Here is a 13,431-nt window from a genome sequence, read left to right as displayed (position 1 = left end):
AGTGGAGGTTTCTTACATGAACGATAAAAGTGATCAAATCTCGCCTTTTCTAGTCTTCTTTTTAATCGTTAAAATTCAGGTAGGTGTAGGGGTCCTGGGATTTCAAAGGATAATCATTAAATCTGCTGGCCATGATGCTTGGATGGCGGTCATTATAAGTGGTGTAGTCTTTTCATTGGGTATTTGGGGTATGTACAACCTATTAAATCGGCACGATATGGACTTAATAGGCATACAGAAACGACTTTTTGGAAAGTGGCTTGGCGGTTTACTAAATATCATTTGGATACTGTATTGGCTGATGGTGGGGATTTCTGTTTTAAGATCCTATCTTGAAATCGTTCAATCCTGGGTATTCCCCCAAATTAACACATGGTTGGTGACCTCCATATTTGCTTTATTAATTTATTATGTGGTTTTAGGTGGGTTTAGAGTGGTCGCCGGTATTTGTTTTTTAGGGATCAGTATCCCTTCTTATTTAATTCTAACTTTTTATTTCCCGCTGGAATTTACACATTTTCGCAACCTATTGCCCATATGGGATCATTCTCTTAAAGAAATGGCCCTTGCATCTAAGCAAATGTCATATAGCTATTTAGGCGTTTCCACTTTAATGATGTATTATCCATTAGTTAAGCATCGTAAAAGTTCACAAAAGTGGGCGCAACTAGGAAATCTTACTTCTGTTTTCCTTTATTTATGCCTAACGATCCTGACAATAGGGTATTACAGTGAAGGCCAAATCAGTAGATATATTTGGGCAACTTTGTCTTTTTGGGGAATTGTACAAATGCCTTTTGTTGAACGGTTTGAGTACATAGGAATCGCTACATGGGTCTTAGTTTTAGTACCTAGTGTATGTCTCTATATGTGGGTTTCGGCAAGGGGGATTTCACAATACTTTAAAATGAAGCAGAAAACAATTTATGCTCTACTATTAATTTTATTGGTTGTGATGACAAATCTAATTAAAGGCAGGGGAATGATTAATCAATTTGTGGATTACATTTCAAATTTAGGATTGATTTTGGAAATTCCTTATGTCTTATTTCTGGTTTGTTTATCTACTGTCATATCAAATAAAAAGGAAGATAAAAAATGAAAATTTTATTCGCGAAATTGGCCCTGATACTTCTTTTAATTAGTGTTCTCTCAGGCTGCATGGGGGTGGAAAGCAAAGTTCTCGATGAAATAAATTTGGCAACAGCCATCGGATATGATTATGTCGATAAGACTCATTTCGAAGCTATCGCTGTAACACCTCTTTATTATCCTGATAAAACCATTAAAAATATTACCTTTAGTTCGAAATCATCACTTAGTAAAGACGTGCGAGATGAGATGAATCAGCAATCTGAAAGACCCATATTTAGTGGGAAATTAGAGGTGGTTTTATACGAAAAAAGGCTTGCGAAACAAGGGATATTCTATCTAATTGATACATTAATCAGAGACCCTTCAATTGGAACTACTTTAAAACTCGGCATTGTAGAAGGGAGTTCAAAGGGTGTGTTAAGCCCGCAGTTTGGCAACATAGATAAAGGAATTTATTTATCTAATACAATTGAACAAAATATAAAAATGGGTATGTTGCCTAGAACTAACCTCCATCTTTTTTTGTATGCTCATTACTCTGAAGGAATGGACCCATTCTTACCTATCGTAAAAGCATTGGATGGGAAAGTTTATATTAAAGGAAATGCCATGTTTAATAGTAAAGGGGAATACGTGTATCAGACTAAGAGCCGAGAAAATGTTATTTTCAAAATGTTATATGAAAATACAACAAGCAAGGAAGGGTTCTCTACAAAAATTGAAGGGAGAGAATTTGCTTCCGTCAACAATATAAAAACAAAAAGGTCTTATAAGATTTCAAAGCCGATGACAGATACTCCTATAACGATCGATCTCGAGATAAAGGCAATATTGCGAGAATATACCGGTGATGAAGTAACTCCTAAAATGATTAAAATTATAGAAGATAAAATGTCCAAAGATGTGAAGGAACGCTCGGAAAATTTAGTGAGGAATTTTCAAAAACTACATGTTGATCCCCTAGGGATTGGCGAACAAGTACGAACGAGGACTAGAAGCTGGGATAAGAAAAAATGGGATGAAATTTATACTTCTATCCCGATAAATGTGAATGCTAAAGTTGAAATTTTAGAATCGGGCGTTGTGGAATAGGAGTAAACTGAGTTGCGGTTTGGGGAAATAAAGCGACAGGAGTTCTTCTTTATAAAAAATGAAAAATTCCGGAGTTGATTTGTAAAATATTAGCATCATTTACAGGGTGCTTTTTTTTGCTGAAAATTATTTTATAAATTATCTGGATGTTTTACTTTAGTATTAGTCTCAATTGAGCCTAAAAATCACGTTTAAATTAATACGTTTGGAACGTTTACTTTTGCGACGCTAATTAAAGATATAAAAAGCTCTGCCTTGCATTTCAAGCATCTGCAGACTATATATCTAATATTCTAAAAATCCCTTGAATCACCACTAGATTTTGCTAAAAAAGCAAGAGACGTAATTAGAGAATTAAAAGTGTAGTCATACCATCCGAGACAAGCTTTACATCAAGGAGATTTACAATCCCCCTGATGTTCTCTTTTTGCATATCATGTTTCTTATTTATTTCCTGGAGCAGGCTAAGTAGGGGGCGTGCGTTTATGACACTAACAAAACAGCAAAAAGACAATTAATAAATTAATTGCCTTTTTTTATCCTGCTTGGAATGGAGAAGAATATGAAGGAGTCATTCAGAACTTCCTGACCCCCGTCTCCCATAGGGGAGTTTTTAATTTTTTCCCAATCCTCTATAAAGTCTTAAGCATTAAACATCGGTTGCGTTGTAGCGGGACAAATCGTTTTAACGGAACAAATAGATGAAAGGCTAATAGTGAAATTACCCATTGCTCTGTCAGTAACTATCACTTGTCCGGTAACAGCATCAAAACTGCGTAACTCTACAAATATAGGTTTAAATGGTTCAGCGGTTGTAGTGAATCCAATGATTGAACCTATGGTAGAATTTCTTAAAAACTCACTTATTTGTTGTCGGGTCTGACATGCTTGTCCGATTGGCGAAAATCTTTTTTGTTTATGCCCTTTGTCCTTTGCTTTATCACAGCAGGATGACTTATCACAGCAGGATGACTTATCACAGCAGGATGATTTATCATGGCAGGATGATTTATCACAGCAGGATGACTTATCACAGCAGGATGATTTATCATGGCAGGATGATTTATCATGGCTGGATGAATTATGACCGCAGAATGGATTATGACGGCATAAAAAATCATTACTTAAATTCATAAATATCACTCCTTTTTCTACTATATATATGAGATAAAACAAAACATGCTTGTACAAATTTACTAAATTCCCGGCCTTTATCGGATCCGTCTATGAATATTTCTAAGTAATGTTTTGTGAATCGTAACTGTCTATAAGGCAGTTACAAACAGGAATTGTTTTACGTGTTATAGAAAGTCATATTAGGGAGGGATCCATAGATGTCAAACCTTGATAATGAAGAAATGCTAACAGGAGGGAATGTTTCTGAAGTTTATCGTTCAGGAGATACTGTGCGACGGGAATTAAAGCCTGATAGTCCCAAGATTCATAAGCTATTAAAGCATTTGGAGAATAAAGGTTTCAGTTATGCACCAAAGTTTTTAGGTATTGATGAAAAAAGAAGAGAAATATTATCATTTATTGAAGGAGAAGCTGGTAATTATCCTTTAAAGGAATACATGTGGTCAGATGATGTCTTAATGGAAATAGCGAAAATGCTCCGTCTTTATCATGATTCTGTCAGTGATTTTTCATTTGATGACAGCTGGCAACCGATAGATAACACCCCACAACAACCTGAGGTGCTGTGCCATAATGATTTTGCCATGTACAACATTATTTTTAATCATAAAAAACCAATGGGTATTATTGATTTTGATGTTGCTGGACCTGGTCCAAGACTTTGGGACATAGCTTACACACTGTATACTTGCGTTCCCTTAAGCAGATTTCATCTTTCTGAAGCAGGTGAGAAAGTTTATTACCATTCATTACAGCATGGCACCCGTATAAAACAAAGAGTCAGATTGTTTCTTGAATCTTACGGTGAGGGAATAGAAGCAAACTATTTGGAAATGGTATTGCTGCGATTAGAAGGGTTATGTAAAACAATTACAAGAAAAGCCAGTGAAGGGGACATTGCTTTTCAAAAGATGATAGAGGAAGGGCATCTTGAACATTATCAAAACGATATTAATTTCATTCGGAAACATGGAAAAGAGTGGATGTAAGGGTGGGTTATTGTTTAATTAACGGGTGCTTTACACAAGAAAAGAATCCATTTCGATCAAACTTTTTTCAAAATGGATTCTTTTTATTTACGTTAATATGTGGTTCAGGAGAGGATTTTGATCAGTCTTGATTCTAAAATTACACATGGATCTTAATTAGTTCTATATTTTTATAAATGGACTTATGATCATTAATCAGCACCTATATATTCAACTCTAAGGGGATTTTTCACCTGATAATTATCCTCATGATTCATCGCATCTTTGAAAACTTCATGCCTTTGCCCTTTCCTGGTTTCTTCAGAAAAGAGAGTACGAGCTACAGAACCATATTCTCATATTTTCTTCATCCGTATCATATCTTTTTTGTGATACACACTTAAAACCAGACCAAACAAGAAGGCGTTGATCATCGCTGATAATGCACCATAACTCATAAATGGCAGGGATACGCTTATTATTGGTAATAAGCCGAGAGACATTCCGATACTGACAGTTACCTGTGCAGTGAATATGGCGAAACTGCCAGAAACAAGCATTTTCCCAAATGGGTCTTTCACCGTTTGGAATATAAGGGAAATTCGCCAGATCATCCATAAAAACAGCAGACCAATGAGCAATGCCCCGGTCCAGCCAAGCGTATAGGTAATGGTTACAAAGATGAAATCCGTCATCATTTCATTAGAAAAATCAAATGCTCCAAGGGAACCAAAATGGCCAAACCATCCGGCATCCTCAATTAGCCTTTCTAGTTTCAAATATATATACCCCGATGTCTCACTGAATTTTTCAGGCGTAACGAAGGCAAAAAGTCTCTCAAATTGATAGGCCCTTATATTTTTCAAGGATATAAGCAGAAGTGAAACACATGTAGTAAGCAGGACCGCTGCAGTGATAAGGATTTTCCTTTTATTTAGTCCGCTCTTCCAGACCATGACAGCGACCATCAATGAATAAAGCGCCACCGCCTGCAAGTTGACTGTAACCATAAACAAAAAGGCTGAACAAATGTATAAAATGGCAGCCAAATAAACATTCATCTTTTTTGATTGCAGCATTCCGGCCCAGGCAAGCAGTAAAAGCGGCAGAACCACATTAGAATCGACCGAAAATAAACCCATAATATTAATACGAGGACTGCCGTTCACTAAAACATTGGAATAATGGAACTGAACAAGAATCAGACATCCTATCGTAAAGAAAGCCCAGCCCCATCTCTGAAGTTTCCGATAATCGAAAAAAAGAAGGACACAGGCCAAAATGACACTTCCTGTGACAGAATATACCTGCTTCAGCACGGAAAAGGAATTACCATTCTTAAATAAGAACCAAAACAAAAACAGACCCGCAGCTGACATGAATAGAAACATGCTCATTAGCTTCCAATCAACCTTCGGCCTGTGCAGCTTGTCCATCTTCTGTCCAATGTCAGCGGGACTTCCCATTTTTCGGACAGCCAGTTCCTCTGCTTCATCTTCTGTATATCCTTTTTTGACAAGTTCAGTTTTAGCTTGATGCAAATGGGCCTTTAATTCAGCTTCTATATATTTTTTTGCTTCTTTTGATCGGATATATGACGAAACCTCATCTAAAAAATGATTGCTTCTCAATCGGTTCCTCCTCCTTCAAGCGCTATCCGCCAACGAGCAGAGGCGGAACCACTTTTAGATTCCTTTTTCTTTAGCCACTTTTTCGCACGTTCATCCAAGGAATAGAGCTTTCTTTCTTCCGTTTCCCAAAAAGACTGGATCCAGCCTTCCTTCTCAAGCTCATGCAAGACAGCATATAAGGAGCCTTCGTTATTTTCAAATTTCCGGATGCCTTTCTGGTAAAGAGATTCGTTAATCTGATAGCCACTTTTCTCCTCATCTAATGATCTGAAAATACCATTCAAAATGTCTTCACTACTCACATCCTGCTTTTCGATGGCAGTATGGATGGAGTGTCTATGGTTTTCCGTGAATTTTAAATCACGAAATGTATGCTTTTTCATAGCCGATTTCAAACGCGCTAATTTATCTTCCATCGGTGGATTCCTCCCAATAGGTTTTTAACCTTCTTTTCGCCTGGCGCATCCTGGTCTTCACCGTTCCCAGTTTGACTCCGGTAATTTCAGAAATTTCCTTGAGCTTCATTTCCTGAAAATAATGGAGATAAATAAGCTCACGATACTGGATGGGCAGCTCCATAACTGCAACAGCAAGCTGCCTGTCTTCATCCTGCTGAATGACCTCTTCTTCCACATTATCGGTAGAAGTCCAATCTTGCTCCTTTTCCGCAGTCGAAACTTTTCGGAAGTACCAGCTTTTCCTATAATCCTTACAATGGTTAATAGCAATTCTCCAAAGCCACGTCCTTATATTTGATTGTTGGTTATACGTGGGCAGAGCCTTATAGCATTTGATGAAAATCTCCTGTGTCAGGTCCTCTGCAACAACTGCATCTTTTACATAGGAATAGACCAATTGCAGAATATCCTGGCCATAAAGGGACATCATTTCATCAAGTAAGGATTCGTCATCTTTCTTTTGAGACCATTTCAACACAAACTCCTCCAAAACAGTTCACACTTCCTTCCCTAGATATATAGACGATAGTACTTATATGAAGGTTTTCTTTTTTTAAAAATTATCCCTTTGTTACTATGGAGTACAACTGAAAATCTTGAAAACATATTAAGAATCAGAACAGGAATAGTAGAATATATCCTTCCCTGACAAAATCCAATCAGAAAAGTTAAACCGTTTATAAACATGATAAACCGAAATCACTACTTTCTTGAATAGGAGAGAAGGGATTATTTGTAAGTGAGTCGAAGTTAATGTAAGAAGATGTTTAGTTTAGCATTTGGACGTACTACTCAACATTAGAGAGAAAGAATAATTATAAAGAAAGCGGGAGATCTATTGGATACAAAAGAGGTATTGAAGCGATTCGAACAGTTGTCTGCATACTATATTGAAGAGTTAAGTAAATATTCGCTGGATGAGTTTACGAGAAAGCCTTCTGAGGATGAATGGTCATTAGGACAAATGTACAATCATTTAATAAAGAGCACCCTTCATCTTCATTTGAAAGCCATTGAACAATGTGTTAATGGCGCTACTTCCGATGGCGGTGAAAAAACAGAAATAGGCGAATCGATTTTCAAAGAAGGGACGTTTCCCCCAATCAGGTTAAAAGGTCCGGATACACCGGATTTCACACCGCCAAATCCTACAGGCAAAGAAGAAGTAAAGGAAGGACTGCTTCAAATCGTTGAGAAAATGCAAAAGATAGAGAGAAAGCTCTCTGACATTCCGGCCAGCCAGAAAGTTCAGCACCGGAGAATGGGATATTTAAATGCAAAGGAATATTTTCAGCTAATCGAAATGCATTTCCGGCACCACTTACGGCAAAAAGAACGTATCGATCAGTTTCTTTTAAAAGTAAGTAAGTAAGTAAGAGGAACGAAAAAAGCCCAATTTCTCAATTTTAATGCTGAGAAATTGGGCTTTTTAATATTGGAATTTTCCTTAACGTTATAAATCCCCCTTATAGAACTAACGGGGTCCTTTAGCTAAAGGCCGGAACTGACATTAAGGCAGTTTATTGTTATAGAGGGGCCTTTGTTATCGAGATTACACATAATAGAGTTTTATCTATAACGCACTAAGAGACATTGATATAGTTCTTAACGTTTTAAAATCGTCAAATCCCGACGTTACCCCTATTAGATAAAGTAAGAGCCTGGCTATAACTAGCCAGGCTCTTATTATTAATCATGTTCTATATAGTGCAAGACTTTTGGGTGACTATCAAAGAAGCGTCTAAGCATTGAGTCCCATTTCCTGAAGTTAGCACTCCCCACGAAACCATCCAGATGATCTTCTAAACCATTCCAATGAACAACGAGTATAAAATGAGTTGGCTTCTCCTTATTTCGAAGCAGTTTGTGAGATAAGTGCCCCTCAGAACTGCTTAAAATGGGGAATGCTTTGTTAATTGTCTGTACAAATTCTTCCACTAACTCTTCTTTGATGGTTAACATCGCATGTTCGATAACCATTCGCTCATTAACTCCTTATTTTTTTAAGAAACGTTTTACTCCCTCGACAGCATAATCATGATCAAGTTGAGGTGTAAGCCCTGCTACTGTTACAGTTCCAATTACGCCTACCCCTTTAATACGAATAGGGAAAGAGCCGCCTACAGCTTGATAGTCTGATGATTGAAGAAGGGAGCTTTCATCATGAGTCGTACCTTGCTCTTCGAATCTTGCTCTAATATAATGGGAGCTTCTGTTGTAATGATCCACTATGCGTTTTTTTCGATATAGCCAGAATACATTTTCTTCGGATGTACCATCCATTAGGTGGGTGAATAAAGGTACTCGATTACGTTCAATATGAATAGCTACTGCTTTATTATTTTCTTTTGCATAATCAATTAATGTCATGCCCAGATTTAGAGAATCTTCATTTGTAAATGTATCAAATTGTAAGTCGTTTTCTACGTTATCAAGTTGTTGTAAGTTCATAAATAAACTCTCCCTTAAAATAAATTTTGTTTTTTATCTAATTTATAATTCAGTACGGATAGAAGAAATGCGAATGCCACCATAATGGCACCAATCCATGCCGTATCTAAATATGTTAAATGGTCTACTGCTACACCACCTAAGGTAGATCCTGCAGCAATCCCTACATTGAAAGCTGATATATTTAATGCAGAGGCAATATCTTTTGCAGAAGGTACTAATTTTTCAGCAAGCGTTACAATGTATGCTTGAACACCTGAAGACATCATAAATGCAAATAAACCTAACAAAATAATAGATATGATACTTAATCCTTTACTAGGTAGTAGTACCATTTGTAATATAAGTACAATACCTTGGAATAAAAATACAAAACGTAACGATTTAACAGGATGCTGGTTTGCCAATTTTCCACCTACTATGTTTCCAATTGCCACGGCAACCCCATAAACTAAAAGTAACAATGAAATAGATCCTGATGAATAGCCACTAATTTCTTGGAGAATAGGGGCGAGATAGGTAAACAATGCAAAGGTTCCACCAAATCCTAGGGCAGTCATTAATAATGCGAGTATTATACGTTGATTTTTCACAAGTTGCCCTACATCTTTTAGAGTAGGGGGATTTGTTTGTCTGTTCACTTTATCAACGGCAAATACATTTACAATTAGTCCAATAATGCCGAGTACAGTTACCGCACCGAATGTAGCGCGCCAACCAAAGTGTTGTCCAATATAAGTCCCCATTGGAACACCTGCTATGGTTGCGACTGTTAATCCTGTAAACATAATTGAAATAGCTGTTCCTTTTTTGTTTTCTGGTACGATATCGGCAGCGACTGTAGCTGCAATAGCAAAAAACACACCATGAGCGATAGCAGTAATAACCCGTGAGATCATTAATATTTCATATGTTTCGGCAATGACTGACATTGCGTTACCCAATATGAAAATCACCATTAAGATGAGTAAAAAGCCTTTTTTAGGAATGCGCCCTGTAATAGCTGTTACAATCGGAGTTCCAACAGCTATAGCTACTGCATAACCAGAAATTAAAGTACCAGCTTTTGTCACAGAAATAGATAGATCATCAGCGACAGTTTGAAGTAAGCCTACAATTACAAACTCGGTTGTTCCGATAGCAAATGCACTAATAGCCAAAGAAAGTAAGGCGATATATACTTTTGTTGACATTCCTTTCATATTTACCACCTCTATAATAATGATGTTTTTCCATCAAAGCATTTTCGATATACGCAAACTACATTGAATAAGTTTTTTACTTAAAGCTTTATCTAATTTTTTATTCAACCGAAGGGCTGGACCAGCTATCGCAACTGCTGAAATCATATTTCCCTCAAAGATGACAGGAGCAGCAATACAGCGTAAACCTATTTCTGTCTCTTCGTCATCTACTGCGTATCCTTGCTTACGAATGACCTTTAGGTGTTCTTTTAATAAATGTAAGTCTGCAAATGTATTTTTTGTATTTTGCACTAATGTTAATTCTTTAAGGATTCTTTCGAGCTTGGTTTTGTCTAAAAAGGCTAATATGACTTTTCCTAGAGCGCTTAAGTGGACAGGAGCCCGGTCACCAACCTCTGAGTGTGCCCTCATAGAATGATGGCCGTCAACAACTTGTGCTGTGACTACATCCGTTCCATAAAGGATTCCAACATAGGCCGTTTCTCCAACTTCTCTACTCAATTCATGTAATGGCGGAACCGATAACCAATTCGCTTTTGAGTTATAGGAAGTGGATAAAGATCCCATTTTATTAGTAAGACTATAGGAATTATCAATTTTTTTGACATAGCCCATTATTTCAAGGGTATATAACAATCGAAAAGCCGTTGATTTATTAAATGAGAATGTTTGTATTACGTCGCTAAGTGTCATAGCTTTTTCCTGTAAAGCATCTAAAATTAGAAGTCCTTTTTTCAGTGTAGCTACTTCGTATTGCTTCAATGGATTCACCTCTCTTTCTTACGTTGTTCATAATAAAATGTTGAGAAATAAAAATCAAAAAATGAATAAAAGTTTCTATAATTGAAACAAATCCTTAAATATAACGATAGTATTTCGACATTCACCTTTTTAGATGTAGTATTCACAAAATATGAAATGAATTATTTATCTTGTAGAGCAGCGAGGAGAATTACACAGGAGATATTTCTTAAAGAAAACAATTCAAATAGGAAATTTATTGTGGTAGCCGTCAGCTACTATTTCCGTTTTTCTTTAAGCTATCGTGTTGTATCTGGGTAATCGGCTTGAAAATTTGCTTAGCGTTGTAAATCCGCATATTCCTGACTGTACTCCTTATAGACTATAGTGGCAGATTAGTTCAACAAGGGTAATTCACAATTTGTATAGAATATGTAGAGTGTATGTACATTTGAAGGAAATGAGGTGGCGGCTATCTTAAGGAAAATTCTTTATTTATTGTTTTTGTTGGTATTGTTTCTTGGTTTAGTTGCTTGTAACAAGGCTGCGGTCAATGAAAAGGGTGAGGAAAAAGAGGGGAAACCTGTTAAAGAACAAAATGTGGTCAATGTAGAAGAGGCAGAAAAATTATTTAAAGATTATAGTACAGAACTATATACCATTAAAGATCCATCCAATCCCCCAACTTTTGATGAAATCGCAGAAAATATTAAAGAATATTTATCAGAAGAACAATATGATGCAGAAATCGCTAACCGTAAATTTCAAATACCAGAATTGGTATCCAATCAAATTAATAAAAGTATTGAAGTACAAGATGTGAAACTTGAAGAACAAAGCAAAAACGATGATGGAACAATAGATTACTTATATACAACGAAATTTAAAGTTTATGACGAGAACGAATCTAAGATTTATGAGAAAGAAGGAGAACTAACCATATCCACTACAAATAATGAATTGAAAATCGATCGAGATTGGAGTAGAGGAGTGAAAATTGACGGTTTAGATGGTGGACTTTAAGAGCTTATAGAACTAACGGGGTGCTTTAGCTGAACTTTAAGGCAGTTTATTGAGAGGGGCAGGATAGTGGCATAAATATATCAAATATAAGTATTAGGGGGAGTTGAATGAAAATGAATGACGAAAAAATGGGTTCGGCCAGTGGAATAGTTATCGCTGTAAGTAAAAGTGATAAACACACATTCAGTAAGGAAAATTGCAATAGCATAAAACTGTTGAAAGGTTTGGGCGTTGAAGGAGATGCCCATTTAGGTAAAACCGTTAAGCATCGTTCACGTGTAGCGGCTAACCCCAATCAACCTAACTTAAGGCAAGTTCACCTAATTCACTCAGAATTATTAGATGAATTGAAGGAAAGGTTTAATGTTGCAGCTGGACAAATGGGTGAAAATATTACGACAAAAGGTATCGATCTGCTTGAATTACCGAAGGATTCGATACTGTATATTGGGGAAACAGCAGTTATTAAAGTAACAGGCTTGCGAAATCCCTGTGCCCAAATTGATCAATTTAAATCTGGACTAATGAACGCTGTTTTAGACCGGGATCAGCATGGGAACTTGATACGTAAAGCAGGAATCATGAGCATAGTTTTGGAAAGTGGTGAGGTTCACCCCGGAGACCAAGTTAGAATTCAATTACCGCCCTTACCTCATGCACCACTTGAGAGGGTTTAATGTTTTCTAACAAAACTGTTTTTATTTTATTTAAAACCATTAGGGGGTTGCTGAGGCAGCCTTTTTCTTTGTGTTTTAAAGTTGCTTTTTATTCAAAAAGGGTATTTTTTATTGAAAAATAATACTTTTAGTGTAAAATTACACTAAAAAGGAGTATTTAGTATATATGGAAAAAGAAGAGTTCATCAATTTAATATCAGAAAAAATGAAACTTGTCCGAACAGAACAAGGTTTTTCTCAAGATAAGATGTCTGAAATTCTAGGAATTTCAAAAAAAACACTAGTTCAAATTGAAAAAAGAAGAACAGAAGCCAATTGGACCACCGTTGTTGCATTTTGTGCTTTGTTTAATCATAGCGAATTGTTGATATCATCAATAGGTGACAATCCAGTAGATTTTGTTCAGTTAATTGCTAGCAAAAATGGTGGTACGCCTAAAGAAAAAACAATGGGTGGTAAGATATGGTGGAAAGAAATCGAGTATAGAGAGGATTTTCGATTGCAACAAAATTTGATTAGTAACCATTACCGCATATTGGATCAATATGATTATCGTTGGCATAGTTCTTTTAATAAAGAAGAGAGTTTAAGTCGTTTAAATGAATTACAGGAGGCGGGGACTATCGAGATAGACAAAGGTACAGGAATGTGAATATATGAAGAATAAGATTTTATACACAATTTTGATAATCAGTATAGGGTTTAATTTGTTTTTATTTGGTAGATGGTTTATTTTTGAACAAGCGTATGAACCGTCGGAAAGTGAACAGGTTATTTTAAGTGAAATGGTGCTGAAAACAGTTGAGAGTAAAGAGTATAAAAAGTTAGCAGAAAAAGAGAATATTATTGCTTGATGCAAACATGGATAAAAATAAAGGTGGAAAGTTCCCCTACTATTTTGAAGTAAGTGTCCGTACTGACATACAAACTTATCTGTTTGCTTGCAGTAATGA

The 13,431-nt window shown here is 36.3% G+C and carries 16 protein-coding genes; 8 read left to right on the top strand and 8 right to left on the bottom strand.

Translation table 11 applies throughout. The features are described 5' to 3' along the window. Window positions 1-16 precede the first annotated feature (16 nt). The gene (locus tag MKX49_RS21275) at window positions 17-1,102 is read left to right on the top strand and encodes a GerAB/ArcD/ProY family transporter (protein ID WP_340877677.1); all 1,086 of its coding nucleotides are present in this window, start codon (window positions 17-19) and stop codon (window positions 1,100-1,102) included. Continuing rightward, on the top strand, window positions 1,099-2,187 hold the full coding sequence (locus MKX49_RS21270; protein ID WP_323599029.1) for a Ger(x)C family spore germination protein: 1,089 nt from the start codon (window positions 1,099-1,101) through the stop codon (window positions 2,185-2,187). The genes MKX49_RS21275 and MKX49_RS21270 overlap by 4 nt, the downstream gene beginning before the upstream one ends. A 642-nt stretch (window positions 2,188-2,829) precedes the next feature. On the opposite strand, the gene MKX49_RS21265 is transcribed toward MKX49_RS21270, so the two are convergent. Continuing rightward, window positions 2,830-3,321: a hypothetical protein gene (locus MKX49_RS21265; protein ID WP_340877675.1), complete on the bottom strand. Its 492-nt coding sequence runs from the start codon at window positions 3,319-3,321 to the stop codon at window positions 2,830-2,832. Window positions 3,322-3,521: 200 nt separating this feature from the next. Here MKX49_RS21265 and MKX49_RS21260 point away from each other — a divergent pair, with 200 nt between their 5' ends. Next, window positions 3,522-4,313 (top strand): phosphotransferase, encoded by a 792-nt coding sequence (locus tag MKX49_RS21260; RefSeq protein ID WP_340877674.1) that lies wholly within the window; start codon window positions 3,522-3,524, stop codon window positions 4,311-4,313. Window positions 4,314-4,648: 335 nt separating this feature from the next. Here the strand turns inward: MKX49_RS21260 and MKX49_RS21255 are convergent, their stop codons facing one another. From MKX49_RS21255 to MKX49_RS21245, 3 genes are read right to left on the bottom strand one after another with little or no spacing between them, the layout of a single operon-like run. Continuing rightward, window positions 4,649-5,923, bottom strand: a complete 1,275-nt coding sequence (locus MKX49_RS21255) for an FtsW/RodA/SpoVE family cell cycle protein (protein ID WP_340877673.1) — start codon at window positions 5,921-5,923, stop codon at window positions 4,649-4,651. Continuing rightward, window positions 5,920-6,339: a PadR family transcriptional regulator gene (locus MKX49_RS21250; protein ID WP_340877671.1), complete on the bottom strand. Its 420-nt coding sequence runs from the start codon at window positions 6,337-6,339 to the stop codon at window positions 5,920-5,922. Before MKX49_RS21250 ends, MKX49_RS21255 begins: the two co-directional genes overlap by 4 nt. After that, the gene (locus MKX49_RS21245; protein ID WP_445670139.1) at window positions 6,329-6,871 is read right to left on the bottom strand and encodes a sigma-70 family RNA polymerase sigma factor; all 543 of its coding nucleotides are present in this window, start codon (window positions 6,869-6,871) and stop codon (window positions 6,329-6,331) included. The genes MKX49_RS21250 and MKX49_RS21245 overlap by 11 nt, the downstream gene beginning before the upstream one ends. Before the next feature lie 348 nt (window positions 6,872-7,219). Here MKX49_RS21245 and MKX49_RS21240 point away from each other — a divergent pair, with 348 nt between their 5' ends. Then, window positions 7,220-7,753, top strand: coding sequence for a DinB family protein (locus MKX49_RS21240; RefSeq protein ID WP_340877669.1), 534 nt, complete (start codon window positions 7,220-7,222; stop codon window positions 7,751-7,753). A 317-nt stretch (window positions 7,754-8,070) separates the two neighbouring features. Here the strand turns inward: MKX49_RS21240 and MKX49_RS21235 are convergent, their stop codons facing one another. From MKX49_RS21235 to MKX49_RS21220, 4 genes are read right to left on the bottom strand one after another with little or no spacing between them, the layout of a single operon-like run. After that, window positions 8,071-8,361: an antibiotic biosynthesis monooxygenase family protein gene (locus tag MKX49_RS21235; RefSeq protein WP_340877668.1), complete on the bottom strand. Its 291-nt coding sequence runs from the start codon at window positions 8,359-8,361 to the stop codon at window positions 8,071-8,073. Between the two features lie 15 nt (window positions 8,362-8,376). Next, window positions 8,377-8,832, bottom strand: a complete 456-nt coding sequence (locus tag MKX49_RS21230; RefSeq protein WP_340877667.1) for a heme-degrading domain-containing protein — start codon at window positions 8,830-8,832, stop codon at window positions 8,377-8,379. 14 nt (window positions 8,833-8,846) lie between these two features. Next, window positions 8,847-10,034 carry an MFS transporter gene (locus MKX49_RS21225; protein WP_340877665.1) on the bottom strand — a complete coding sequence of 396 codons (1,188 nt, stop codon included), beginning with the start codon at window positions 10,032-10,034 and terminating at the stop codon, window positions 8,847-8,849. 33 nt (window positions 10,035-10,067) lie between these two features. Then, window positions 10,068-10,799 carry an IclR family transcriptional regulator gene (locus tag MKX49_RS21220; RefSeq protein ID WP_063594845.1) on the bottom strand — a complete coding sequence of 244 codons (732 nt, stop codon included), beginning with the start codon at window positions 10,797-10,799 and terminating at the stop codon, window positions 10,068-10,070. 444 nt (window positions 10,800-11,243) lie between these two features. Here MKX49_RS21220 and MKX49_RS21215 point away from each other — a divergent pair, with 444 nt between their 5' ends. The 4 genes from MKX49_RS21215 (at window position 11,244) to MKX49_RS21200 (ending at window position 13,332) form a co-directional block, all read left to right on the top strand. Further along, window positions 11,244-11,801 (top strand): hypothetical protein, encoded by a 558-nt coding sequence (locus MKX49_RS21215; RefSeq protein ID WP_063594844.1) that lies wholly within the window; start codon window positions 11,244-11,246, stop codon window positions 11,799-11,801. A 113-nt stretch (window positions 11,802-11,914) separates the two neighbouring features. Then, a complete protein-coding gene (locus MKX49_RS21210; protein WP_340878590.1) occupies window positions 11,915-12,478 on the top strand; it encodes an MOSC domain-containing protein in 564 nt (187 codons plus the stop codon). Window positions 12,479-12,644: 166 nt separating this feature from the next. Further along, window positions 12,645-13,130 carry a helix-turn-helix domain-containing protein gene (locus tag MKX49_RS21205; protein WP_340877664.1) on the top strand — a complete coding sequence of 162 codons (486 nt, stop codon included), beginning with the start codon at window positions 12,645-12,647 and terminating at the stop codon, window positions 13,128-13,130. Between the two features lie 4 nt (window positions 13,131-13,134). Next, window positions 13,135-13,332 (top strand): hypothetical protein, encoded by a 198-nt coding sequence (locus MKX49_RS21200; protein ID WP_340877663.1) that lies wholly within the window; start codon window positions 13,135-13,137, stop codon window positions 13,330-13,332. Window positions 13,333-13,431 lie beyond the last annotated feature (99 nt).

The organism is Peribacillus sp. FSL M8-0224, assembly GCF_038003055.1.
In the GTDB taxonomy this organism is placed as follows: Bacteria; Bacillota; Bacilli; order Bacillales; family DSM-1321; genus Peribacillus; species Peribacillus frigoritolerans.
The sequence above is the reverse complement of the archived record's forward strand: the minus strand, read 5'-3'. Positions and strand labels throughout refer to the sequence as shown.